Below are 23,965 nucleotides of genomic sequence, written 5' to 3'. Positions count from 1 at the left end.
CGTTTCACACGCCCGTTACGTGGGGGTAATCGCTCGCGTCACGTTAAGCAATAGCTTTAGAAGCGTGAAGACCGGTGAAGTGCAGGTGGATGCCGCGGAGCTCGTGATCCGCGCGGAGCGCGCGTGGATCGACGGTGCGTTCCGCCCGGCTGAGGTCGTCGTGCAGGGCGGCGTCATCGCGGACGTCCGGGTGCCCCACGGTGCCCCGCGCGGCGCCGTCGAAGTGCCCGAAGACGCGGCCCTGCTCCCCGGTCTCGTCGACTCGCACGTGCACGTCAACGAACCCGGCCGCACCGAGTGGGAGGGCTTCCGGTCGGCGACCCTCGCCGCGGCCGCGGGCGGCGTGACGACCCTCGTCGACATGCCGCTCAATTCGATCCCGCCGACGACGACGACCGATGCCCTCGCGATCAAGCGGGCGGCGGCCGCGGCATCCGCCTATGTCGACATCGGGTTCTGGGGCGGCGCCGTCCCCGAGAACCTCGGTGCGCTCGGGCCGGTCCACGACGCGGGGGTGTACGGGTTCAAGAGCTTCCTCGCGCCCAGCGGCGTCGACGAGTTTGGGCACCTCGATCGCGACCAGCTCGACCGCGCGATGGCCGAGGTTGCGGCGATCGGCTCGCGCCTGATCGTCCACGCGGAAGACCCCGACCTCCTCTCCGGTGACGGGTCGCTCGGGCGCGGCTACGCCGCCTTCCTCGCGTCGCGCCCGCCGGCGAGCGAGGAAGCCGCGATCGACGCCGTCATCGCCGCCGCGCGGCGTCACGGCGCACGCGCCCACATCCTGCACCTGAGTGACGCGCGCGCCGTTCCGGCGATCGCGGCCGCCAAGGCCGACGGCGTCGACCTCACCGTCGAGACCTGCCCGCACTACCTGACGATCACCGCCGAGGAGATCCCCGACGGCGCGAGCGAGTTCAAGTGCTGTCCGCCGATCCGCGAAGCGAGCAATCAGGACCTCCTGTGGCAGGGCATCCTCGACGGCACGATCGACGCGATCGTGAGCGACCACTCGCCCTCCACCGTCGACCTCAAGCGCTCGGGGAACGGCGACTTCGGCCTCGCGTGGGGTGGCATCGCGGGCCTGCAGGTGGGCCTCTCGGCCGTCTGGACTGAGGCGCGCCGCCGCGGCATCCCGCTTGAGATTCTGCTGCCGCTGTTCACGACCGGTCCCGCGCGCGTCGCGGGACTGACGGACGTCGGCGAGATCGCCGTCGGCGCGCCCGCGAACCTCGCGGTGTTCGGCCTCGACGACACCCTGCGCATCGAGGCGCGCGCCCTGCAGCATCGCAACCCCATCTCGGCCTACGACGGCAAGGTCCTCACCGGACGCGTGCGCCGCACGTGGCTGCGCGGGCAGAGTGTGTACGACGCGAGCGAAGGCGGCGCCGGCGAGGCGCCGTGGCTGAGGCGCCCACCGGCGGGCCGCCTCCTGTCGAGAGGAACGGCGTGAGCGAGATCCTGCAGCCCGGAATCGGGCCCATCCCCGGCGACCACTACGTCGCCGCGTCGCCGCAGACGGTGCTGTGGGGCAGGTTGCCGTGCGAGACGGATGCCCCGGTGCTGGCCGTTCCGGCGGGGGCGACCGTCACGTTCGACACCGTCAGCCACGAAGGCATCCTCCCTGATCAGGGGCAGGATCCGCTCGGATACTTCACGGGACACGGGGTCGCGCCCGAGGCGGTGCTCACGGACGCGATCGAGATCGCGGCATCCGTCCCCCGCGACGCGGTCGCCGACGGGCCGCATGTCGTCACAGGGCCTGTCTTCGTCGAGGGGGCGGAGCCCGGCGACCTGCTCAAGATCACGGTCATCGAGCTCGCGCCGCGCGTGCCGTACGGCGTCATCTCGAACCGGCACGGCAAGGGGGCCCTGCCCGGCACGCTGCCGCGCGGCCCCGAGAACGTCAGCGTCTTCACGCCGGTCGCCGGCGGCGCCGGGCGCCTGCCGCTCGTCGAGGGTGGCGAGCGCGTCGTGGGCTTTCCACTCGCGCCCTTCCTCGGCACGATGGGCGTCGCCGCCGCGGGTCCGGAGCGCCCGCACTCGGTGCCGCCCGGGTCGCACGGCGGCAACATCGACATCAACCTGCTCGTCGAGGGCGCGGTCCTGTACCTGCCCGTGCAGGTGCCCGGCGCCCTCGCCTACGTCGGTGACCCGCACTTCGCGCAGGGCGACGGCGAAGTCGCGCTGACGGCGCTCGAGGCATCCCTGCGCGCGACACTGCGCTTCGAGGTCGTGCCGCGTGCCGAGGCGCTTGCCGCCTTCGGCGAGGTCACCGGCCCCCTCGTGCGGACGGACGAGTACCTCGTTCCGACGGGCCTCGACCCAGACCTGAACGAGGCGATGCGCAAGGCCGTGCGCGCGGCGCTCGACCTGCTCGCCGCCCGGTACGGCATGGCCGAGCACCTCGCCTACGCGTACCTGTCGGCGGCCACCGACTTCGACATCTCGCAGGTCGTCGACATCGTGTGCGGCGTGCACGCCCGCATCCGCGAGGCCGACTTCGCCGGCGTCGAGACGGCGGGTGACGCGTGAGCGCGGCGCATAACTCAGGCTGTTCGGGGCTCAGGCAGGGGTATCGACGCCCGCGGGCGGGATTCTGCCTGAGTTATGCGCCCGTGCCGGCGCCCGCGCCCGCGCCGGCAGCCGCGCCCTCGGAGCGGGGTGACGCGTGAGCGAGATCCCCGCCGACCTGCGGGCGGCCTTCGACGCGTACGAGGCCGCGATCCTCGCGAACGACCTCGATGCGCTGGATGCCGCGTTCGCGCCCGGCGCCGAAACGATACGCGGCGACGGCGCGGGCCTGCTCGTCGGGCACGACACGATCAGCGCGTTCCGCGGCGTGCGCGGTGGGGTTCCGCCCCGCACGATCGAGCGCATCGAGTACCGCCCGCTGGCAGGCGACGTCGCGCTGCTCGTGTCGGTCTCGCGCTTCCACGGCGGTGGCACGGGACTGCAGACGCAGGTCTGGGAGCGCCTCGACGGACGCTGGCTCATCACGGCCGCCCACGTCACGCCGCGCGCGCAGGCCCTCGACCGGTCGGTCTGGCGATCGGTCGGCGACCCGCTGTTCCAGGGCGTGTGGGAGGGCCCGCTCGAGGGCCTCACCGTCGCCGTCAAAGACCTCTTCGCCATCAAGGGCTATCGCATCGGCGCGGGCAACCCCACCTACCTCGACTCGGCGCGCGCCGAGACGACGACCGCCCCCGCCGTGGCCGACCTGCTCCGCGGCGGAGCGTCGCTGCGCGGCATCGCCCGCACCGACGAGTTCGCCTACTCGATCGCGGGCGACAACGCGCACTACGGCACCCCGCCCAACGGAGCCCTCCCGGGAGCCCTGCCCGGCGGCTCATCGAGCGGACCGGCGACGGCCGTCGCGACGGGCCAGGCCGACATCGGCCTCGCGACCGACACCGCCGGCAGCGTGCGCGTGCCCGCGTCGTACCAGGGGCTGTGGGGTCTGCGCACGACGCACGGCCTCGTGCCGCGGCAGGGCTTGCTACCGCTCGCGCAGAGCTTCGACACCGTCGGGTGGCTCACGCGCGACGGCGCGACCCTGCAGCGCGTCGCGGACTGGTGCCTCAGCTACGACGGGTCGGACTCGACCGAGTCGGTCTTCGGTGAGTCCGGCGCCGACCTGCCGTGGCGCTTCGTCATCCCGGCCGAGGCGCTGGATGCCGCGGATGCCGCCACGCGCGCCGCGTTCGGGGCCTTCGTCGCGGCATCCGCTCTGCCCGTCGAGACCGCCTCGATCGGCGACCTCGACGACTACCTCGTGCCGTTCCGCACGGTGCAGGGCGCGGAGGCCTGGCGCAACAACGGCGACTGGCTGCGCGCGCACCCGGGCGCCACGGGCCCGGCCGTCGCCGACCGCTTCCGCGCGGCCGCCGCCGTCACGGCCGCCGACGAGGCCGCCGCCCGCGCCGCCCTCGCTCCGTTGCGCGCGCGGCTGACCGACCTCGTGACGGATGCCGTCCTGATCCTGCCGACCGCGCCGGGCCCCGCCCCCGCGCGGACGGCCGGCGGCGAGGGCATCGACGCCGTGCGCCAAGCGACGCTGCGGCTCACGACCCCCGCCGCCGTCGCCGGGTTGCCCGCCCTGTCGGTGCCGCTGCTGACGGTCACCTCGCCCCTCGGCCCCGCCCCCGTCGGCGTCTGCCTCATCGCGCGCGCCGGAACCGACATCGCCCTCGTGCGGCAGGGCCTCGCCCTGCACGCCCTCGTCACCGGAACGGAAGCACCATGACCACCGTCCTCCCCGGCCCCACCCTGCCCGGACCGATTGACCCGCCCGCGCGCCTGCTCATGGGCCCCGGCCCGATCTCGGCCTACCCGAGCGTGCTGCGCGCGATGTCGGCACCCCTCGTCGGGCAGTACGACCCGTTCATGACGACGGCGATGGCCGAGACGCAGGAGCTCTACCGCGGCGTCTGGAACACCACCAACGACGCGACCCTGCTGATCGACGGCACGAGCCGCGCCGGCATCGAGGCCGCGATCGTGTCGCTCGTGCGCCCCGGCGACCGCGTGCTGGTGCCGGTGTTCGGCCGGTTCGGGCACCTGCTCGCCGAGATCGCCGAGCGTGCGATGGCAGAGGTACACACGATCGAGACCGCGTGGGGGCAGGTGTTCACCCCCGCCGCCGTCGAGCAGGCGATCGTGCGGGTGCGCCCGACGCTGCTCGCACTGGTGCAGGGCGACACGTCGACGACGATGAACCAGCCGCTCGACGAGATCGGCGAGATCTGCGCGCGGCACGGCGTGCTGTTCTACACCGACGCGACCGCCTCGCTCGGCGGCAACCCCTTCGAGGCCGACGCGTGGGGGGTGGATGCCGCGAGCGCCGGCCTGCAGAAGTGCCTCGGCGGCCCGAGCGGTTCGGCGCCGCTCACCCTCTCGCCCCGTGCGGTCGAGGTCGTCACGTCGCGCAAGAAGGTCGAAGCCGGCATCCGCGAGGACGGTGACCCGGATGCCGCCGACTTCGTGCGCTCCAACTACTTCGACCTCGGCATGATCCTCGACTACTGGGGCCCGCGGCGCCTCAATCACCACACCGAGGCGACGTCGATGCTGTACGCGGCGCGCGAGTGCGCCCGCGTGCTGCTGGCCGAGGGGCGGGAGGCCGTCATCGAACGCCATCGCCTCGCCGGCGCCGCGATGCTCGCCGGCGTCCAAGGACTCGGTCTGCAGGTGTTCGGCGACGTGGCGCACAAGATGCACAACGTCGTCGCGGTCGAGATCCCCGCCGGGGTGGCGGGCGACGCGGCGCGGCAGGCGATGCTCGACGACTTCGGCATCGAGATCGGCACCTCGTTCGGCCCGCTGCACGGGCGGGTGTGGCGCATCGGCACGATGGGCTACAACGCGCGCCGAGACACCGTGCTCACGACCCTCGCCGCACTCGAGCAGGTGCTGCGCCGCTTCGGGGCCTCGGTGCCGGTGTCGGGCGGTGTCGAGGCGGCCGCCGACGTGTACGCGGGAGCGGCATGACGGCCGCGCCCAGCCTGCGCGACCTGCCCGAGGGCGTCACCGCGGCCGCCGCGCGCCGCGTGATGGCGCGCTGCGACGAGCTCTCGCGGGTGACGGCGACGCCGGGCACCATCGAACGCGTGTACCTGTCGCCCGAACACGCCCGTGTGAACCGGCTGGCCGCGGAGTGGATGCGCGAGCTCGGCATGCGCACCTGGCAGGACGCCGCCGGCAACCAGGTGGGCCGCATCGGCCCGGCAGGCGCCGATGCCGACGACGGCCCGGCTCTCATGCTCGGTTCGCACCTGGACACCGTCATCGACGCCGGCCGCTTCGACGGCATCGTCGGGGTGCTCATCGCGCTCGAGGCGGTTCGGCTGCTGCGGGCGCCCGGCGGCGGCATCCGCCTGCCGTTCGCCGTCGAGATCGTCGCGTTCAGCGACGAGGAGGGCACACGGTTCGGCACCGCGCTGCTCGGCTCATCGGCGGTCGCGGGCCGCTGGAACGAGCAGTGGTGGGATCTCGCCGACGCCGAGGGCGTGACACTGCGACAGGCGTATCGTGAGTTCGGCCTCGACCCGGGGCGGGTCGGCGAGGCAGCGCGCCGCCCCGACGAGCTGATCGGCTACCTGGAAGCCCACATCGAGCAGGGGCCCGAACTCGACCGCTCCGGTGAGGCGCTCGCCGTGGTCTCCTCGATCGCGTCGGCGCGGCGTTTCCAGCTCGTCGTCGAGGGTGAGGCACGTCACGCCGGCGGCACGCCCTACGACATGCGCCACGACGCGCTGCTGGGTGCGAGCGAGGCCGCGCTCGCCGTCGAGCGCGTCTGCGCGGCCGAACATCACATCATCGGCACGGTCGGACGCTTCGAAGCGTTCCCCGGCGCCGTCAACGTCATCCCCGGCGAAGTGCGCTTCAGCCTCGACCTGCGCGGCGAGTTCGACGGGGAGCGCGACCGGGTGTGGCTCGCGCTGACCCGCGAGCTCGACGAGATCATGGGTCGCCGCGGGCTGCGCTGGCGGTCGCGCGAAATCCACCGCGCGGCCGCCGTGCCGTGCGATCCGCTGCTGCAGGACGTCGTGCGCGCCGGCATCGTCGATACGCTGCCGCAGCGCGGCGAGGAGCCTCCCGTGATCTTCAGTCGGGCCGGGCACGACGGCATGGCGCTGGGCGCGATCACCGGGGTCGGCATGCTGTTCCTGCGCAACCCCGAGGGCATCAGCCACCACCCCGACGAGGCGGTATCGGCCGCCGACGTCGCACGTGGCATCCGCGCGCTCGCCGCCGCCGTGCTGCACCGCGCCGCCGAGCCGGCCGCGTAGCGGCGATCAGGGGCGCAGCGCCGACATCTCGGCGCCCGGCGAGACCACCCCGCGCGCCGGTGGCGTGTAGTCCTGCAGAGCAGTAAGTGCGGCATCGACCTCGTCGGCGACGACGAGCATGTCGGTGTACCGCGGGTGGGTGAAGCTGCGATCGCGCATGTTGGCCACGAGCGCCAGGAACGGGTCGTAGTAGCCGTCGACGTTGAGCAGACCGACGGGCTTCTCGTGGATGCCGAGCTGCGCCCACGTCCACTGCTCAGTGAGCTCCTCGAGTGTGCCGGGCCCGCCGGGCAAGGCGAGGAACGCGTCGGCGCGCTCGCTCATGATCGTCTTGCGCTCGTGCATCGTGTCGACCACGATCAATTCGCTGAGCTCACCATGGATGTCCTCGCGCACCCGCAGCGCGTGCGGGATGACGCCCGTCACATGCGCGCCCGCCTTCATCGCGGCATCGGCGACCTCGCCCATCAGCCCGACATGTCCGCCGCCGAAGACGAGGTTCATCCCGTGCGACGCGATCGCTTCGCCCACGGCGCGGGCCGCGTCTGCGTAGAGCGGATCGGCTCCCGGCGCAGACCCGCAGAAGACGGTGACGGTGAATCGATGCGGCGCGGTACCCATGGACCGACGGTAGATTCGGCGTGTTTCCCCAGTGTGACAGGGCGGAAACAACGTGGGTCTACCGTCGAGCACATGACCCTGCTCGTCACCCACGCCCACCTCATCACGGTGCCCGCCGGCACGGCCGATCCCGGCTTCGTCGAAGACGGCTGGATGCTGGTCGGCGACGACGGACGCATCGCCGCGATCGGGTCGGGCACGCCCGCAGTGACGGCCGACGAGACGCTCGACGCGTCGGGGATGTTCGTGGCGCCCGGATTCGTCTCGAGCCATTCGCACCTGTTCACCTCGGGGCTGCGCGGCCTGGGCGTCAACGACACGCTCTACGGCTGGTGCGACTCGATGCTCGGCACCACGGCTCACATGAGCGCCGAGCAGCTGTACTGGTCGACCCTCCACGGCAGTCTCGACTTCCTCTCCCACGGCGTCACGACTGCGTACAACTTCACCGACCCACTGCAGGCGTGGGAGTCGATGGTCGACGGCAAGCGCACCGGTACTGCGGGTATGCGCGAACTGGAATATCACTTCCGGCAGGCCGACGGCTGCCTCGACGCCGGCATCCGGTTCGTCGACGCGAGCGGCTTGGACGTCACCGTCGGCACCGATGACGAGATTCTCGAGCGGTTCGCCGCCGAGGTCGCGCACACGAGGGCGATGGACCCGAGCCTCGCCCTCGGCGCCTCCATCATGGGCCAGGTGCAGTGGTCGCCCAGGCCCGAAGCCGCCGAGCTCGAGGTCGAGGCGATGCGTCGCTACGGCGTCACCAACCAGGCCCATTTCCTCGAGTCGCCCGAGGCGATCGAGCACCAGCAGTCGAAGTTCGCGCTGTACCGCGATGCCGGCGCGCTCGGCCTCGGGCTCATGTTCGGGCACTTCATCCAGACCACGCCCGAGATCATCGAGCAGTCCGTCGCAGGCGGGGCATCGATGTCATGGCAGCCGGCCTCGAACGGCCGGCTCGCGTCGGGCATCGCGCTCGTGCCCGAGATGCTCGAGATGGGTATGAAGGTCGGCGTCGGGCTCGATGACCAGGCGTGCACCGACGTCGCCGATCCCTGGCAGAACATGCGCATCGGCATCTACGCGCAGCGGGCCCGCACGAAGGATCCACTCTCGATGACGCCGGAGTTGATGCTGCGCCTGCACACGCTGGGCGGCGCCGAGATCATGGGCGTCGACGATCGGGTCGGCAGCCTCGAAGTCGGCAAGTTCGCCGACTTCGTGGTCGTCGACCCGCGGCATCCCGACGTCGGTCCGCTGTGGCACCCGGTGCGCAGTTACGTACTCGCGATGAGCCCGCGAAACCTGAAGCAGGTCTACGTCGGCGGACGTCTGGTCGACGAGTCGGGTGTGTCGGTGAATCCGCTCGCGGTCGAGGCCTCGGCGAAAGTGCACGAGCTGCCGGCATCCGTGGTGCCGTTGCGGGGTCACCCGCACTGATCGGGTTCCGGTGATCCCGCCCGGTTCGGGCAGGATGGAACCGCACCGATCGGCAGGGGGTCCACGATGCAGCACGACCGCGCACCCGAGTCCGGACGCGTCGATGACGAGGTCGACGCGCTCGCCGACTTCGAGGTGCTCATCCGTGACGAGCACCACTACGACCGTGCCGGGCAGGTCATCGCGGTGGCGCCGCCCGCCGCAGACCTGGCAGCGCCGCAGTCGCCGCAGCGACCGCCCCGCGCGCCGCGCGCACCCGTCGATCCCGCGGTGCGACGCCGCCGCATCCGACGCGCTGCGCTGGGCATCGGCATCCCCCTTGTCGTGCTCGCCGCGGCCGCGGGCGGCTACGTCGCCTGGGCACTGAACGCCCCGCTGCCCGCACCGACGGGACCGGCCGCAGTCGCCCCGACCGCCCCCGTGGGCTTCGCCGCAGACGTGTCGTTCCCACGCTCGGGCTCGGCCGCGATCTCGGTGTCGGGCGCCGAGGATTACCTGGCCACCTCGGGCGACCAGACCTGGCTTGCCAGCGGGGGAGACGACGCGCGCCCGATGGCGAGCATCACGAAACTCATCACCGCGCTCGTCGTGCTCGACGCGTACCCGCTGGAGCAGAACGAAGACGGCCCGACGATCGTCTTCGGCCCCGCCGACCGAGCGCTCTACGACTACTACTACGTGCGCGATGCGACAATCGCGCCGATGCCGCGCGGCACCAGCATGTCGCAACGCGATGCGCTCGCAACCATGCTGATCCCCTCGGCGAGCAACTACGCGACGGCGCTCGCCCGGTGGGCGTTCGGGTCGGATGCCGGCTTCACCCGCGCTGCGCGAGCCTGGCTCGACGAGCACGGTCTCACGGACACGCGCGTCGTCGAGGCGACCGGGATCGATCCCCGCAACACGAGCACTCCGACCGATCTGCTCGAGGTCGGCAGGCTGGCATCGGCGGATCCCGCGATCGCCGCCATCGTCGCGATGCCGTCGTTCGAAGCGGCCGACGGCACCTCCCTGATCAACACGAACGACCTGCTCGGTGTCGACGGCATCACCGGCCTGAAGACCGGTACCCTCTCGGGCAGCGGCTCGAACCTCCTTTACTCGGCGACGATGGACGTCGGCACCGAGACGCCCCTGCAGATCGTCGGTGTCGTGCTCGGCGGGCAGAGCCGCGGCGCGGTCTCGGCCGGTGTCCTGGACACGCTGGAGAGCATCCGCGGCGGCTTCGGCACCGTCGCGCTGGCGCAGCGCGGCGACACGCTCACGACCTACACGACCGAGTGGGGCGACAGCGTCGATGTGATCATCAGCGAGGACGCGTCGCTGCTCGTGTGGGGCGACACCCCCATCGAGGTGCGCCTCGACGCCGGCGAGCCGACCGCGTGGATCGACGGTGAACAGGTCGGCAGCATCACCTGGACGGCAGGCCCTGAAACGATCACCGTGCCCATCGAAGTCGACGGCACGATCGACCCGCCCACCGACGAATGGCGTCTGCAGCACCCGCAGGAACTGCTCGACGCCGCGCGCTGAACCGCGCGGCCCGCACTCAGGCGACTCCGTTCACCATCCCCATGCGGGCGAGCACGAGGTTCTCGAGGATCTGCACGACGTTGTAGAGGACGAGTGTGATCACCGTGATGAGGGCGATCGAGGACCACAACTGGGCGAACTGCGCCTGCGCGTTGAACTTGAGGATGGCGCCGCCGATCCCGAGCCCCGTCGACAGCCATTCGGCCAGCAGTGCGCCCGTCACCGCGCTCGGCACCGAGACCCGCGCGGCGGCGAACACCGACGGCAGCGCGCCGGGCAGGTTCACTTTGCGCAGCGCGGTGAGTCGCCCGCCGCCGAACACATGCACGACGTCGAGGCTCTGACGACTCGCACGGCTCAGGCCGAACAGGACGTTCGCGAGCGCCGGGAAGAGCACGACGACGGTGCCGATCACCGCGACCGATGCGGGCGTGCCGCGGCCGGTGATCAACAGGATCACGGGGGCGATTGAAACCAGTGGGATCGTGCGCAGCAACAGCACGAGCGGCATGACCCCCGCCTCGATCGCCTTCGACAGGCTGAACAGGATCGCCAACACGATCGCGACGGCCATTCCGACGACGAACCCGGTCACCGAATCGACCAGGGTCTGCCCGAGCAGTGGCATGAGTTGATCGCGGTGCGCCGCGGCATCCTCGCCTGCGAACAGGAACTCCCAGACGTCGAGGGGACCCTTGGCGACGAACGACGGGATGCCGGCGAAGCTGACGATCGCCTGCCACAGCAGCAGGAGCACCACGAGCGTGATGCCGGCGTTGCCGAGCGAACGGCCGAGTGCGCGGCGCAGCATCAGGCGGCCCTTCCCGCCACCCAGGGCGTGACCAGACGGATGAGCAGGCCGACGACCCCGTAGGCGACGAGGGCGAACACGGCGCACAGCAGGAACACCGACCACACGCCGGCAGAATCGAGCTGCCCCTGCAGGCGAATGAGCGTGGGCCCCACGCCGGCGGTGATCGCACCGAGGTACTCGCCGAGGACCGCGCCGAGGAACGCCGTCGGCACCGCGATCTGCAGCGCGTTGAGGATTGCCGGCAGCGCCGCGATCAGTCGTACCTTCGTCAGCTGCGTCCAGCCGCCGCCGCCGAAGACCCGCACGACATCGAGCGCGGCCCTGTCGGCCGACTTGAAGCCCAGAATCGAGCCGACCACGGTCGTGAACACGCACACGAGCGCCGCGAGGAAGATCGCCGTCGCCGACGGGTCGCCGGGGTTCTTGGCGCCGCCGATGACGACGATCGAGATGCCGCCGACGGCGACGATGGGGAGGCAGTAGCTCACCACCGCGATCTGTGTGATGACCGTCTCCGCGCGAGGAACCAACAGCACGACCGCTGCCAGCACGAGGGCGATGCCGTTGCCCCACAGGTAGCCGATGCCGGCCGCGGTGAGGGTGGGCGCGAACACGTTCCACGCCCCGGCGACGTTGCCCTGCAGGAACAGCCAGTCGAAGACCGCGAAGGGCGTCGGCACGGGTGTGAACGTGGTGCCCTCGGCGGGCGTGAAGGTGAGCGCGAACAGCCACCATGCGACGACGAGCACGACCCCGCCGAGCACGCCTGCCATCCAGCCCGGCATCCGCAGGCTGTTCATCAGGCCTCCGCTTCTGCCCGCCCGTCCGAGCCGAACAGCAGCTCGGACGCCTGATCGACGTAGGCGTGGAACTCGGGCGTGCGCATCATGTCGGGCGTGCGAGGGCGCGGCAGGTCGATCTCGAGGATCGCCTTGATCCGGCCCGGCCGCGGTGACATGACGGCCACCCGGTCGGCGAGGAAGATCGCCTCGCTGATGCCGTGCGTCACCAGCAGGGTCGTCGCCGGCTTCTCGGTCCAGATGCGCAGCAGTTCGAGGTTGAGGTTCTGGCGCGTCATGTCATCGAGCGCACCGAATGGTTCGTCCAGCAGCAGCACCGACGGCTTCAGCACGAGTGCCCGGGCGATCGATGCCCGCTGTCGCATGCCGCCTGACAGCTGCGACGGCTTGGCGTTCGCGAAATCCTTGAGGCCGACGAGCGAGATCAGTTCGTCGACATAGTCGTGGTCGACGGGGCGCCGGGCGACTTCGAAGGGCAGTTCGATGTTCTTGCGGACGCTGCGCCACGGCAGCAGTGCGTGGTCTTGAAAGGCGATGCCGAGCTCGCTCTTGCTGCGCAGCTGGTCGGGCGTCTCGCCATCGACCAGCGCGGTGCCCGAGGAGGGGTGCTCGAGAGCGGCGAGGATGCGCAGGATCGTCGACTTGCCGCAGCCCGATGGGCCCAGCAGCGCTAGGAACGAGCCCTTGTCGGTGTGCAGGTCGGTGTCTTGCAGCGCCGTGAGCGACTTGCCGCCGCGCAGCGCAAAGGTCTTCGAGAGGGAGCTGATGTGGATGCCGGTGCCCGTGAGGGCACCGGCATCCGTGTGGGTCGAGTTCGACATGAATCCGTTAGGGCAGGTAGTCCAGCAGGTCGGGGTTCTCGGCGTAGATCTCGTCGATGATCGTCGTGTCGAACAGCTGGTCGGCCTCGAGGTCCCAACCCGACGCCGACAGCGACGCGAGGGTCTGCTCCTTGAGCTCGTCCGAGATGGTGAACAGGCCGTTGGCCTCGGTCTCTTCGGTCGAGATCAGCAGCGCCTGCGCCTCGATGCCCGCCGCGGTCTTTGCCGGGTCGAGATCGCCGAAGGTGAGGTCTCCGGCGGCAGCCGACGCGTTGTAGTGCTCGATCACCTTCGCGACCGTGTCGTCGATCGGTTCGGTGAACGTGTGCGTCCAGCCCTTGATCTCGGCGATGAGGAACGCCTTGATCAGTTCGGGGTTCTCCGCCAGGTACTGGTCGGTGACGGCGAACGACTCGGCCACATAGGGCAGGCCGTTGTCGGCATAGGCGAGGTTGGTCACCTCGTGGCCGGCCATCTCGACCGTGATCGCCTCGTTGGTCAGGTAGGCCATGAAGCCGTCGACCTGGCCCTCCATGAGCGGGGTCGGGTCGAAGTCGACCGGCACGATCTCGACCTCGGACGCGTCGATGCCGTTGGCGTTGAGCAGCGCCGCGAACACCGAAGCGTTCGAGTCCTGCACGCCGATCTTCTTGCCGATGAGGTCCTGAGGGGTCGCGATGTTCCCGCCGTCGGCGAGCGAGAGGATCGTGAACGGGTTCTTCTGGAACGTGGTCGCGACGATCTTCAGCGGCGCGTCCTGCTCAGCGACTGCGGCGCCGACCGAAGCGGCGTCAGTGAGGGCGACCTGCACGGTGCCCGACAGCAGCTTGGCGACACCGGTGTCGGGACCGGCGATGCCGATCACGTCGTCGAAGCCGGCCTCGTCGTAGTAGCCCTCGTCGTACGCGTAGAACTCACCGGCGAACTCCTCGTTCTTGATCCAGGAGTACTGCACGCTGATCTCGCCGTACGAGGCGGCTTCGTCCGGGCTGCCGGATGCCGCCGGCTCGCTGCTGGACGACGCGCAGGCGGACAGGGCGAGGGCTGCGGCTGCGGCAGTCGCGAGCAGAGTGGCTGCGCGACGTGCGCGACGGCTGTGGGTGTGAAGCATCGGGTCTCCTTACCGGGCGAAAGGTGCTGATCGAACGTATCCACGCCACGTTTCCAATCCGTTTCGCGTCGGAGCGACGACTGTTACCGGTTTCGGGTGCTCGTCGCAGCGGCGGCTCACCCGGCTGCGGGCAGTGCCTGCGCGAGGCGCCAGACGCGGTCGCGAGTGAAGGGCTGCATGTAGGGCCGAGTGCCGAGCGCGCGGGCGATCGCATTGCCGATCGCCGGCGCCACGGGGTTGTACGGCGACTCGCTCATCGACTTCGCGCCGAACGGGCCGAGACTGTCATCGGTGTCGGCGAAGTACACCTCGGTGTCGGGGATGTCGCCGATCTGCGGCACCCGGTACAGCCGGAACACGGGATTCTCGACCCTTCCGTCGCCATCGACGAGCACTTCTTCGTAGAGCGCGCTGCCGATGCCCTGCGCGACACCGCCCTCGATCTGCCCGCGGCACTGCGCCGGATTGAGCACGACACCGGCATCCGCCGCCTGCACCGACTGCAGGATGCGGACGCTCCCCGTCTCCGGGTCGACGGCCACCCGCACCGCGTGCACGTTGAAGGCGAGCGAGCGCTGCGCGCCGGTCTCGCTGCCCGTGGCGGTGAGTCCATCGCCGGTCGAATCCGCCGAGGCTGCGACGATCTCGGCGTGGGTGACGGTGCCGGTCGGGGTGCGCACCCCGTCCGGGGTCAAGACCGCATCGGCGGGGTCGGTGCCGTGCAGTTCGGCCGCGGTGCGTCGCATCCGCTCCGCCAGCGCGAGGCACGCGGCGTGCAGGGCTTTGCCAGCGACCGTGATGCCCGCCGACGCGAAGGCACCGGTGTCGTGGGCGACGGCATCCGTGTCACCGTGCCAGAGCTCGAGCCGTTCGAACGGCACGGCGAGGTCGGTCACCGCGATCTGGCGCAGCACCGTGGTCGTGCCGTTGCCGAATTCGGCGGTGCCGGTGCGCAGCAGCACGGTGCCGTCGGCGCGGAGTGTCGCCGACGTCTTCGCGAAGTGACCGAACGGGGCCATCGTCGCGATCATCGCGAGCGCCATGCCTTCGCCGACGAGCCACCCGTCCGGCGCGCCCGGTGCATCGCGGTCCCGCTCGAGCGCGGTCTGCGCGAGATCGAGACACTGGTCGAGGCCGTAGCTGCCCCACACGAGGTCGTCGTGCGCGTGCGGGTCGGTGGGCCCGACGACGTTGCGCCGGCGCAGTTCGAACGGGTCGATGCCCAGACGCTCGGCGAGCATGTCCATCGCGGATTCGACCGCGAGCACGACCTGCCCGAGGCCGTAGCCGCGGAACGCGCCGGAGGGGATGTTGTTCGTGTAGACGACCTCTGCCGTCGTGCGCCGAACCGGTACGCGGTACACCGATGTCGATTCGGCCAATGCGTGGAACAGCACGCCTCGGGAGTGGTTGCCGTACGCGCCCGTGTCGCTGAGCACGTCCAGCGCGAGTGCCGTGAGCCGGCCGTCGCCGTCGGCGCCGAGGCGCACGCCGATGCGCATGGGATGCCGCACCGAGGCGCGCTGGAACTGGTCGGTGCGTGTGAACTCGTACGCGACGGGGCGACCGGTTCGCAGCACGGCGAGCGCGACGAGGTCTTCTGTGAAGATCTCCTGTTTGCCGCCGAACCCGCCGCCGAGGCGGGCGGTGTGCACGCGCACCCGCTCGGGCGCGAGGTCGAACAGACGGGCGAGTTCGTCGCGGGTGAGGAACGGCACCTGTGTCGACGAGCGGATGACGAGCCTACCGTCGTCGTCGAGCCACCCCACCGATCCGTGGGTTTCGAGTTGGGCGTGCGAGACGCGCGAGGTCTGCCAGGTGCCCTCCACGACGACGGCGCTGTCGCTGAGGGCGTGTTCGAGCGCCGATTCGGAGCCTTCGTCGATGCTGAGGATCACGTTGCGGTCGGCGTCGTCGACACGGTCGTCGGTCGTGCGATCGGGGTGGATGACGGGGGCGCCCGGGCACCGGGCAGCCTCGGGATCGAACACCGCCGGCAGGACGTCGTAGTCGATCGTGATCAGTCGACACGCAGCATCGGCGATCTCGGCCGTGTCGGCGACGACGGCCGCAACCCGCTGCCCGATGTGTCGGACGACATCGTCGAGCAGGCGGGTGTCGTCGGGGTCGTCCTCGCGGTGCTCGTGGCGCGCGGTGGAGTACCGCAGCGGCGGTGCGTCCTCGTGCGTGAACACGTCGACAACGCCCGGCAGGGCGCGGGCAGCACTCGCGTCGATCGACCGGATTCGGGCGTGGGCGTGCGGGCTCGCGACGACCCGCAGCACGAGGGCGCCCTCCGCGGGATGGGTGGGTTCGAGATCGAACGTGAACGGCTCACGTCCCTGTACGATCCGTCGCGCGGCCTCTGGCGCGACCGACCGCCCGACGGTGCGGCCCGCCGGCTCGCTGGTCCCGGTCTGCCGGACGGGACCGAGAACGGCCGCCCGAACCGCCTCGCGGATCGGGCGATAGCCCGTGCAGCGACACAGGTTGCCTTTCAGTCGACGATCCAGGTCATCGAGGTCCTCGGCGCACAGGGTCGATGCGGTCACCGACAGTCCCGGTGTGCAGAACCCGCATTGGAACCCGAAGCCGGTCGCGAGGGCTTCCTGCACGGGATGCAGTTCGTCCCCCGGCGCCAGGCCCGCCGCCGACGTGACGTGTCGGCCTTCGACGCGCCCAGCCGGTACGAGACACGAGTGCACGGGTGTGCCATCGAGCAAGACGGTGCACGCCCCGCAGTCGCCGGCATCGCACCCCTTCTTCACCGCGGTTTGCCCGACTTCCCGGAGCAGGGTGCGCAGGCACTGACCTGGACGCGGCTCGGCATCATGCGCGATGCCGTCGACATCGAACCTCATGCGGCCTCCACGAGGTCGGCAAGCACCCGGGCGGCCAGCACACGCGAGACGCCGCGCCGCCAGTCAGCAGCGCCGAGCGGGTCCGAGTAGTACCTCGGTGCCGCGGCGACGGCCGTATCGAGGACGGCCGGTGTCGGCGTCGATGCGAAGCGGAGCACCGTGGGTGCCTCGGTCGCGGCGGTGACCGTGAAGACTGAGGACCCGCCCGGGTGGACCCGCCCGGTGACGACCGCTCCCGACCGGCCGTGCTCGGCGAGGGCGATCTTGCGAAGGGCCGCGCGGGCACGGAGGGCTGCCGCCGGCACGTGCACCGCGCGGAGCACTTCTCCGCGGCCGAGCATCGTGGTGCCATTCCCGGTCACGACATCTGCCACCGGCAGCCGATACGCGGTGCCGTCCGGCATCCATACCTCCGCCACCGCGTCGAGCGCGACGGCCAGCGTCGTCATGGCGCCCGCCGCGAACCCTCGACAGATGTTGCCGCCGACGGTCGCGGTGTTCCAGATCTTGAACGACCCGAGGAGGGCGTTCGCGGCATCCGGAACGATGCGCAAAGCCTGCCACTCCGGCCGGAACGACAGCAGACGCTCGGCTCCGGCCACCAGGCGGGCGATCGTGCAGGTTGCACCGATGCGCAGGCCCGTCTCGTCGGCGTGCACCTCGTCCCAACCGAGGCCGGTCAGGTCGACGAAGCCCGAGACGTGCGGCTGTGGCTGGCTCATCAACCATGAACCGCCCGCCAAGAACGTCTCTCCGTGGGCGAGCGCGAGGTCGTCGCGCGTCCTGGCGACGCGGTACGCGGTCACCGATGTGATGTCCATGTCGCCTCCGTTCGCCGGTCGGGTGCCGGCGAGAGGTCTGAGTGAAACAGACGTGAGTTTCGACGGTGTTTCACGCGGCGGCAACAGGGCGGCAACACGACGTGTTTAGCGTTGCCGCATGAGAGAGGTGCTGTCGATCGCGGCCGACTGGGTGCGGGAGCGGCGGCCGTTCGCGCTCGCGACGGTGGTCGACGTCGCAGGCAGCGCGCCCCGCGGAGTGGGCGCGGCGATGATCGTCGACGGTGAAGGTCGCATCGCCGGCAACGTCTCGGGCGGTTGCGTCGAATCCGCCGTCGCGGCCGCGGCGCTGGAGTGCCTCGACGACGGCGCAGTCCGTGCACTGCACTTCGGCATCGCGGGTGATGCGGTGTTCGAAGTCGGGCTCATGTGCGGCGGATCGATCGAGGTCGTCGTGCAGCTCGTCGAGCCCGACGGCGACCTGGCCGGGGCCCTCTGCCTACTCGAAGGGCGCGAGCGGGCAGGCATGCCCGCGACGCTCACGCTGCCGCTGGAGGCGGGCACCTCGCGTCGCCCCGTCGTCGTGACGGCAGACCCCGGCGTACCCGATGCCGCCGTGGTCGAGGTGCTGCACGAGCGCGACCGCCCGCCCGAGCGGGTGCTGCGCGTCGGGGTCGGCTCGCCGCCGCGACTGATCATCGTCGGAGCCGTCGAGTTCGCCGTCGCGCTCAGCCGGCTCGCGATCGCGACCGGGCGTCGCGTCACCGTCGTCGACCCGCGTACCGCGTTCCTCACGCCCGACCGGTTCGCCGGCGCCGAACTCGTCGCCGCGTGGCCCGACGCCTACCTGCGCGGGGCTGAGCTGGACGGGCGGACCGCGGTGTGCGTGCTCAGTCACGATGCCAAGCTCGACGAGCCCGCGCTGACGGTCGCCCTGGGCTCCGCCGCCGGCTACGTCGGGGCGATGGGGTCGCGGTCGACCGATGCCGATCGGCGTTCGAGGCTGGCGCGGGCCGGTGTCGCGTCGCGAGATCTGGAGCGGCTGCGCTCGCCCATCGGGCTCGATTTGGGCGGCCACACCCCCGACGAGACCGCGCTGTCGATCCTCGCCGAGATCGTGGCGGTGCTGCGCGGCGGGAGCGGCTCGCCATTGCGGGAGCGGACCGGTCCGATCCACGGCAACCACGCCGGTCTGACGGTCGCTGCGGCACCTGGCGTCGCGTGCGGGGTCGCACCGTCGTGACCACTGTCGGGATCGTGCTCGCCGCGGGGGCGGGCACCCGCTACGGGCTGCCGAAGGCGCTCGTCAGCTGCGACGACGGCACGCCATGGCTGCACCGGGCGGTCGCCGCGCTGCGCGGCGCAGGATGCGATCCGGTCCTCGTCGCACTCGGCGCCGAGCGCGACCGCGCGAGCAGACTGGTGCCGGCACGCGCCGACGTCGTCGAGGTGCCGCGCTGGCGCGACGGCATGGCGGAGTCGCTGCGAGAAGCGCTGCGTGCCGCAGACGCGACCGACGCCGACGCGGCGGTGATCGTGCCGGTCGACACCCCCGACCTGCCGGCCGCGGTGGTCGCCAGGGTCGCGGCCGGTGCGACGGCGGCATCCCTCGCGCGCGCCGTCTACCTGGGCGCGCCCGGGCACCCGGTGCTCATCGGGCGTGCCCACTGGCACTCGGTTGCGGCGAGCGTGCGCGGCGACCGCGGTGCCGGCGACTACCTCGCGGCGCACGGGGCGCGCAGCCTCGAGTGCGCCGACCTGTGGCACGGCGCCGACATCGACCGGCCAGCGGGCACCTGAGCGCGAGAAACCAGATCTGCGCGAGAAATCACCGCACGCGCGGTGCGTCGCGTCGGCTGTGGTTTTTCGCGGGCCGAGCGCGGGTCAGGCGACGGATGCCGCGAGCGACGCGACGGCAGACGTGAAGAATGTGAGTCCGTCGACGCCGGAGCGCATGGCCTCGGCAGTGTCGGGACCGAATCCGGGTTCGACTGCGTGCTCGGGGTGCGGCATGAGGCCGACGACGTTGCCGCGCTCGTTCGTGAGGCCGGCGATGTCGTCGAGCGACCCGTTCGGGTTGACGCCGAGGTAGCGGAAGGCGACCAGGCCTTCGCCCTCGATGCGTGCGAGGGTCTCGGCGGAGCAGGTGAACCCGCCGTCGCCGTTCTTGAGCGGGATGACGATCTCCTGGCCCTCGTCGAACCCGTTCGTCCACGCCGTCGACGCGTTCTCGACGCGCAGGCGCTGGTCGCGGCGGATGAACTGCTGGTGGGCGTTTCGGATCAGACCGCCCGGCAGCAGGTGCGCCTCGACGAGCATCTGGAAGCCGTTGCAGATGCCGAGGATCGGCATGCCCTTGGATGCGGCATCCTTCACTTCGGTCATGATCGGCGCGACGGCCGCGATGGCGCCCGCACGCAGATAGTCGCCGTAGCTGAACCCGCCGGGCAGCACGAGCGCGTCGACACCGTCGAGGTCGTGCGAGCCGTGCCACAGCGCGACCGGCTCGGCACCCGCGAGGCGGACGGCGCGCTGCGCGTCGCCGTCATCGAGCGAGCCGGGGAAGGTGATGACCCCGACGCGCGCGGTCACTCGACGACCTCGATGCCGACGACGTCTTCGATGACCGAGTTGGAGAGGATCTCGGCCGCGATCTTCTCGACGTCGGCGAGGGTCTGCTCGTCGGCGGTCTCGACCGTGAGCTCGAACCGCTTGCCGATGCGAACACCGTCGATGCCGGCGTGACCGAGACGGGTCAGGGCTCCGGCGACGGCCTTTCCCTGCGGATCCAGCAGCTCGGCCTTGGGCATGACGTCGACGACGATGGTGGGCATGAAAGACTCCGGGACTCGCGGATGGGATTCGCGTCCAGTCTAGCCGCGGCGCACCGTCTGCCCGGTGCCGCCGCAATCCGTCCGCCCGGCGGCGGCTGCCGGCGCGATCACGGGTTCGGCGTGCCGCACGTGCCAGTGCCGTGATCGAAGCGTGACCCACGTGGCGGCGGTGCACCCTTGACACCGTGGGAGCGCTCCCGTAGCGTCGGCACCACCACGATGAGAGCGCTCCCACGAGGGGTGTGGCAGCGAACCAACCGTGGTCACCTGCACCGCCCACACCACAAAGGAGTGACCTGTGAACACCCGAGCCCTGCGTCGAACCGGCCTCGCCGTCGGCGCCGTCACCGTCTCCGCGCTCGCCCTGTCGGCCTGCGGCGGCGGCGACACCGCCGCAACGCCGGATGCCGATCCGGACGAGCCCATCGAACTCACCCTGGCGACGTTCAACGACTTCGGCTACACCGACGAGTTGTTGCAGCAGTACATGGACGACCACCCGAACGTGACGATCGTGCACAACCGCGCCGCCGAGTCGGGCGACGCACGCGCAAACTACTTCCAGAAGCTCGGCAAGGGCGGTCTCGCCGACGTCGAGGCCGTGGAGATCGACTGGTTCGCCGAGGCGATGCAGTACAGCGATCTGCTCGCCGAGGCCCCGGACTCCGTCAAGGGGCGCTGGCTGGATTGGAAGGAGGCGGCAGCGACCGACGCCGATGGCAGGCTCGTCGGATTCGGCACCGACATCGGACCGCAGGCCGTCTGCTACCGCAGCGACCTGTTCGCCGAGGCCGGGCTGCCGTCCGACCGTGCCGAGGTCGCGGCGCTCTTCGACGGCGACTGGGACAACTTCCTCGACGTGGCCGATCAATACCGCGAGGCCACCGGCCAGCCGATGATCGACTCCGCCAACTCGGTGCTGCAGGGCATCGTCAACCAGATGGAGTACACCTACACCGAAGCCGACGGTACGGTCATCGCGACCACCAACCCCGAAATCCAGGCTGCCTACGAACTCGTCGTGGAGCGGGCCATCCCCAACTCGGCATACTCCGGTCAGTGGAGCGATGACTGGTTCGCCTCGATGGCCGGTGGCGAGTTCGCCGCGATGCTCTGCCCCGGATGGATGCTCGGTGTCATCGAGGGCGGCGCACCGGAGGTCGCCGGTTGGGACATCGCCGACGTCTTCCCGGGCGGTGGCGGCAACTGGGGCGGCTCGTACCTGACGGTGCCGGCCGACGGCGACAACGTCGAGGCGGCGCTCGCGCTCGCCGACTGGCTCACGGCGCCGGAACAGCAGATGCAGGCGTTCGAGAGCGCGGGCACCTTCCCGAGCCAGACCGAGGCGCTGGAGGGTGACGAACTGGCCGCTGCGACCAACGCCTACTTCAACGACGCGCCCACCGGCGAGATCCTCAGCAGCCGGGCCGATGCCGTGACGGTGGCGCCGTACAAGGACGAGAACTACTTCACGTACCACGACGGTCTGCAGAACGCGGTGAACCGGGTGTTCGACGGCCTCGAAGACGCCGAGACCTCGTGGAACACGTGGGTCGCCGAGGTCGAAGCGCTCTGACCACACCGACCGCCCGACCGGGTGGTGCGCGCGCCCACTGCGCCGCGCGCACCACCCCCGGGCGTTCGCCCGCCCGTACGACCCGACCCGGAGCACTCTCGTGACAGCCACCGACACCCGTCCGTCCGGCCGACCCGCCGCGCCGCCGACGCCCACGCGACCCGCACGCGTGCTGTCGTTCTCACAGCGGTTGAGCAAGTGGGATCTGAAAGTCTCGCCCTACCTGTACATCTCACCGTTCTTCATCATGTTCGCGATCGTGGGGCTGTTCCCGATCGTGTTCACCGCCGCGATCTCGTTTCAGAACTGGGACCTGGTGCGCAACTCCGGTGAGTTCGTCGGCTTCGACCAGTACGCATGGATCCTGGCGAATCCGCAGTTCTGGACGGCGCTGCGCAACACGTTCAGCATCTTCCTGCTCTCCAGCGTCCCCCAGCTGATCGCGGCCGTGTTCATCGCCGTGCTGCTGGACCGCAACATCCGAGCCAAGACCTTCTGGCGCATGAGCGTGCTCGTGCCGTTCGTGATGGCGCCGGTCGCCGTCGCGCTGATCTTCTCGAACATGTTCGGCGACAACCACGGTCTCGTGAACAACCTGCTCACCGACTGGTTCGGCATCGCGGTCCCGTGGCACAAGGACCCGTTCTGGAGCCACATCGCCATCGCCACGATGGTCAACTTCCGCTGGACCGGCTACAACACCCTCATCCTGCTCGCCGCGATGCAGGCGATCCCCCGCGACTACTACGAGGCGGCCACCGTCGACGGCGCGGGCGCGATGCGCCAGTTCTTCAGCATCACGCTGCCGTCGCTGAAGGCGACGCTCATCTTCGTCATCATCACCTCGACCATCGGCGGCCTGCAGATCTTCGACGAGCCGCGCATGTTCGACAACACCGGCCAGGGCGGCTCGGCTCAGCAGTGGCTGACCATCACCCTGTTCCTCTACAACATCGGCTGGGGCGAATGGAACTTCGGTCGCGCCGCCGCGCTGGCGTGGATCCTGTTCCTCATCATCCTGGTGATCGGGCTGATCAACCTCGTCGCCACCCGCACACTCGTCAGGGACGAGGGGAGCCGCTGATGGTCACCGCAACCGACACCACCACACCCCCCGCACGACCGGCAACCGGTTCGCGCACGGTGCGCATCCGCGGCCGGCGAGCCGGGTTCTGGGTCTACCTCGCGCTGGTGATGGTGCTCATCGGCTCACTGTTCCCGTTCTACTGGTCCCTTTTGATCGGCTCCGGCGATGCCTCGACGCTGAACGACCCCGACATGTCGTGGTGGCCCGGGGGCAACTTCCTCGCGAACGCCGCCACCGTGGTCAGCGACCCGGCGGTCAACTTCTGGCGTGCGTTGTGGAACTCCATCTACAGCTCGGCACTCATCGCGCTCTCGGTGGTCGTGTTCTCGACCCTGGCCGGATGGGCCTTCGCCAAGCTGCGGTTCCGTGGCAGCGGTCCGCTGCTGGTGTTCGTGGTCGCGACGATGGCCGTGCCCATGCAGCTGGGCGTCGTGCCGCTGTACATCCTGTTCTCCGACCTCGGATGGACCGGCGAGATCGGCGCTATCATCATCCCGTCGCTCACCAGCGCCTTCGGGGTGTTCTGGATGACGCAGTATCTGCGTCAGTCGGTGCCCGATGAGCTGATCGAGGCAGCCCGGGTCGACGGCGCGAACTCGCTGCGCACCTTCTGGACGGTCGGGATGCCCGCGGCCCGCCCCGCCGCGGCGATGCTGGGCCTGTTCACCTTCGTGACCGCGTGGAACAACTTCTTCTGGCCCTTCATCGTGCTCGACCGGCAGGACCCGACCCTGCCGGTGGCGCTGTCGCTGCTGCAGTCCAACCACTTCGTGGACTATTCGATCGTGCTGGCTGGCGTGCTGCTGTCGACCATTCCGCTGCTGATCCTGTTCGTGTTCGCGGGCAAGCAGCTGGTCAGCGGCATCATGGCCGGAGCCGTCAAGGGATAACCTT

The 23,965-nt window shown here is 70.6% G+C and carries 21 protein-coding genes; 12 read left to right on the top strand and 9 right to left on the bottom strand.

The features are described from left to right. Window positions 1-64 precede the first annotated feature (64 nt). The 5 genes from allB (at window position 65) to AC3ENX_RS08715 (ending at window position 6,791) form a co-directional block, all read left to right on the top strand. Window positions 65-1,453: an allantoinase AllB gene (gene allB, locus AC3ENX_RS08735; RefSeq protein WP_434811481.1), complete on the top strand. Its 1,389-nt coding sequence runs from the start codon at window positions 65-67 to the stop codon at window positions 1,451-1,453. Continuing rightward, window positions 1,450-2,535 carry an acetamidase/formamidase family protein gene (locus tag AC3ENX_RS08730; RefSeq protein WP_434811480.1) on the top strand — a complete coding sequence of 362 codons (1,086 nt, stop codon included), beginning with the start codon at window positions 1,450-1,452 and terminating at the stop codon, window positions 2,533-2,535. The genes allB and AC3ENX_RS08730 overlap by 4 nt, the downstream gene beginning before the upstream one ends. 136 nt (window positions 2,536-2,671) lie before the next feature. Next, on the top strand, window positions 2,672-4,246 hold the full coding sequence (locus tag AC3ENX_RS08725) for an AtzH-like domain-containing protein (protein ID WP_434811479.1): 1,575 nt from the start codon (window positions 2,672-2,674) through the stop codon (window positions 4,244-4,246). After that, window positions 4,243-5,490, top strand: a complete 1,248-nt coding sequence (locus AC3ENX_RS08720; protein ID WP_434811478.1) for a pyridoxal-phosphate-dependent aminotransferase family protein — start codon at window positions 4,243-4,245, stop codon at window positions 5,488-5,490. The genes AC3ENX_RS08725 and AC3ENX_RS08720 overlap by 4 nt, the downstream gene beginning before the upstream one ends. Next, entirely contained in the window at window positions 5,487-6,791 is a 1,305-nt protein-coding gene (locus AC3ENX_RS08715) for an allantoate amidohydrolase (protein ID WP_434811477.1), read from the top strand. Before AC3ENX_RS08720 ends, AC3ENX_RS08715 begins: the two co-directional genes overlap by 4 nt. 6 nt (window positions 6,792-6,797) lie before the next feature. On the opposite strand, the gene AC3ENX_RS08710 is transcribed toward AC3ENX_RS08715, so the two are convergent. Further along, window positions 6,798-7,412: an LOG family protein gene (locus AC3ENX_RS08710; protein WP_434811476.1), complete on the bottom strand. Its 615-nt coding sequence runs from the start codon at window positions 7,410-7,412 to the stop codon at window positions 6,798-6,800. 72 nt (window positions 7,413-7,484) lie between these two features. Between AC3ENX_RS08710 and AC3ENX_RS08705 the strand changes: the two genes are divergently transcribed. Both AC3ENX_RS08705 and AC3ENX_RS08700 read left to right on the top strand, forming a co-directional pair. Beyond that, on the top strand, window positions 7,485-8,855 hold the full coding sequence (locus AC3ENX_RS08705; RefSeq protein WP_434811475.1) for an amidohydrolase family protein: 1,371 nt from the start codon (window positions 7,485-7,487) through the stop codon (window positions 8,853-8,855). A gap of 66 nt (window positions 8,856-8,921) precedes the next feature. Next, a complete protein-coding gene (locus AC3ENX_RS08700) occupies window positions 8,922-10,388 on the top strand; it encodes a D-alanyl-D-alanine carboxypeptidase family protein (protein ID WP_434811474.1) in 1,467 nt (488 codons plus the stop codon). 16 nt (window positions 10,389-10,404) lie between these two features. On the opposite strand, the gene AC3ENX_RS08695 is transcribed toward AC3ENX_RS08700, so the two are convergent. The 6 genes from AC3ENX_RS08695 to AC3ENX_RS08670 form a co-directional block, all read right to left on the bottom strand. Next, window positions 10,405-11,199, bottom strand: a complete 795-nt coding sequence (locus AC3ENX_RS08695; RefSeq protein ID WP_434811473.1) for an ABC transporter permease — start codon at window positions 11,197-11,199, stop codon at window positions 10,405-10,407. Then, complete coding sequence (locus AC3ENX_RS08690) at window positions 11,199-12,002, bottom strand: ABC transporter permease (RefSeq protein ID WP_434811472.1); 804 nt, start codon at window positions 12,000-12,002, stop codon at window positions 11,199-11,201. The genes AC3ENX_RS08695 and AC3ENX_RS08690 overlap by 1 nt, the downstream gene beginning before the upstream one ends. Further along, the gene (locus tag AC3ENX_RS08685) at window positions 12,002-12,823 is read right to left on the bottom strand and encodes an ABC transporter ATP-binding protein (RefSeq protein WP_434811471.1); all 822 of its coding nucleotides are present in this window, start codon (window positions 12,821-12,823) and stop codon (window positions 12,002-12,004) included. The genes AC3ENX_RS08690 and AC3ENX_RS08685 overlap by 1 nt, the downstream gene beginning before the upstream one ends. Window positions 12,824-12,830: 7 nt before the next feature. Continuing rightward, entirely contained in the window at window positions 12,831-13,934 is a 1,104-nt protein-coding gene (locus AC3ENX_RS08680; protein WP_434811470.1) for an ABC transporter substrate-binding protein, read from the bottom strand. A gap of 116 nt (window positions 13,935-14,050) precedes the next feature. After that, a complete protein-coding gene (locus AC3ENX_RS08675; protein WP_434811469.1) occupies window positions 14,051-16,795 on the bottom strand; it encodes a molybdopterin-dependent oxidoreductase in 2,745 nt (914 codons plus the stop codon). Next, window positions 16,792-17,616, bottom strand: a complete 825-nt coding sequence (locus tag AC3ENX_RS08670) for an FAD binding domain-containing protein (protein ID WP_434811468.1) — start codon at window positions 17,614-17,616, stop codon at window positions 16,792-16,794. The genes AC3ENX_RS08675 and AC3ENX_RS08670 overlap by 4 nt, the downstream gene beginning before the upstream one ends. A 118-nt stretch (window positions 17,617-17,734) precedes the next feature. Here AC3ENX_RS08670 and AC3ENX_RS08665 point away from each other — a divergent pair, with 118 nt between their 5' ends. Continuing rightward, window positions 17,735-18,817 (top strand): XdhC family protein, encoded by a 1,083-nt coding sequence (locus tag AC3ENX_RS08665; RefSeq protein ID WP_434811467.1) that lies wholly within the window; start codon window positions 17,735-17,737, stop codon window positions 18,815-18,817. Continuing rightward, window positions 18,814-19,374, top strand: coding sequence for a nucleotidyltransferase family protein (locus AC3ENX_RS08660; protein WP_434811466.1), 561 nt, complete (start codon window positions 18,814-18,816; stop codon window positions 19,372-19,374). Before AC3ENX_RS08665 ends, AC3ENX_RS08660 begins: the two co-directional genes overlap by 4 nt. An 84-nt stretch (window positions 19,375-19,458) precedes the next feature. Here AC3ENX_RS08660 and purQ read toward each other — a convergent pair whose 3' ends face one another. Further along, complete coding sequence (gene purQ, locus AC3ENX_RS08655) at window positions 19,459-20,166, bottom strand: phosphoribosylformylglycinamidine synthase subunit PurQ (protein WP_434811465.1); 708 nt, start codon at window positions 20,164-20,166, stop codon at window positions 19,459-19,461. Continuing rightward, window positions 20,163-20,408, bottom strand: a complete 246-nt coding sequence (gene purS / locus AC3ENX_RS08650) for a phosphoribosylformylglycinamidine synthase subunit PurS (protein ID WP_434811464.1) — start codon at window positions 20,406-20,408, stop codon at window positions 20,163-20,165. Before purS ends, purQ begins: the two co-directional genes overlap by 4 nt. Window positions 20,409-20,706: 298 nt before the next feature. Here purS and AC3ENX_RS08645 point away from each other — a divergent pair, with 298 nt between their 5' ends. The 3 genes from AC3ENX_RS08645 to AC3ENX_RS08635 all read left to right on the top strand — a co-directional run bounded on the left by AC3ENX_RS08645 (window position 20,707) and on the right by AC3ENX_RS08635 (window position 23,961). Next, window positions 20,707-21,984, top strand: a complete 1,278-nt coding sequence (locus AC3ENX_RS08645; RefSeq protein WP_434811463.1) for an ABC transporter substrate-binding protein — start codon at window positions 20,707-20,709, stop codon at window positions 21,982-21,984. A 100-nt stretch (window positions 21,985-22,084) separates the two neighbouring features. Further along, window positions 22,085-23,068: a carbohydrate ABC transporter permease gene (locus AC3ENX_RS08640; RefSeq protein WP_434811462.1), complete on the top strand. Its 984-nt coding sequence runs from the start codon at window positions 22,085-22,087 to the stop codon at window positions 23,066-23,068. Then, window positions 23,068-23,961, top strand: coding sequence for a carbohydrate ABC transporter permease (locus AC3ENX_RS08635; RefSeq protein WP_434811461.1), 894 nt, complete (start codon window positions 23,068-23,070; stop codon window positions 23,959-23,961). Before AC3ENX_RS08640 ends, AC3ENX_RS08635 begins: the two co-directional genes overlap by 1 nt. Window positions 23,962-23,965 lie beyond the last annotated feature (4 nt).

It is taken from the genome of Microbacterium sp. bgisy189 (assembly GCF_057707225.1).
Note: the sequence above shows the minus strand (reverse complement) of the source record. Positions and strands in the feature narration are given on the sequence as shown.

Coding starts and splice junctions, on each gene's coding strand:
- AC3ENX_RS08695 (WP_434811473.1), bottom strand. CDS start 11,199: ATGCTGCGCCGCGCACTCGGCCGTTCGCTCGGCAACGCCGGCATCACG.
- purS (WP_434811464.1), bottom strand. CDS start 20,408: ATGCCCACCATCGTCGTCGACGTCATGCCCAAGGCCGAGCTGCTGGAT.
- AC3ENX_RS08710 (WP_434811476.1), bottom strand. CDS start 7,412: ATGGGTACCGCGCCGCATCGATTCACCGTCACCGTCTTCTGCGGGTCT.
- AC3ENX_RS08680 (WP_434811470.1), bottom strand. CDS start 13,934: ATGCTTCACACCCACAGCCGTCGCGCACGTCGCGCAGCCACTCTGCTC.
- AC3ENX_RS08705 (WP_434811475.1), top strand. CDS start 7,485: ATGACCCTGCTCGTCACCCACGCCCACCTCATCACGGTGCCCGCCGGC.
- AC3ENX_RS08670 (WP_434811468.1), bottom strand. CDS start 17,616: ATGGACATCACATCGGTGACCGCGTACCGCGTCGCCAGGACGCGCGAC.
- AC3ENX_RS08685 (WP_434811471.1), bottom strand. CDS start 12,823: ATGTCGAACTCGACCCACACGGATGCCGGTGCCCTCACGGGCACCGGC.
- AC3ENX_RS08635 (WP_434811461.1), top strand. CDS start 23,068: ATGGTCACCGCAACCGACACCACCACACCCCCCGCACGACCGGCAACC.
- AC3ENX_RS08665 (WP_434811467.1), top strand. CDS start 17,735: ATGAGAGAGGTGCTGTCGATCGCGGCCGACTGGGTGCGGGAGCGGCGG.
- AC3ENX_RS08720 (WP_434811478.1), top strand. CDS start 4,243: ATGACCACCGTCCTCCCCGGCCCCACCCTGCCCGGACCGATTGACCCG.
- AC3ENX_RS08675 (WP_434811469.1), bottom strand. CDS start 16,795: ATGAGGTTCGATGTCGACGGCATCGCGCATGATGCCGAGCCGCGTCCA.
- AC3ENX_RS08700 (WP_434811474.1), top strand. CDS start 8,922: ATGCAGCACGACCGCGCACCCGAGTCCGGACGCGTCGATGACGAGGTC.
- AC3ENX_RS08690 (WP_434811472.1), bottom strand. CDS start 12,002: ATGAACAGCCTGCGGATGCCGGGCTGGATGGCAGGCGTGCTCGGCGGG.
- AC3ENX_RS08715 (WP_434811477.1), top strand. CDS start 5,487: ATGACGGCCGCGCCCAGCCTGCGCGACCTGCCCGAGGGCGTCACCGCG.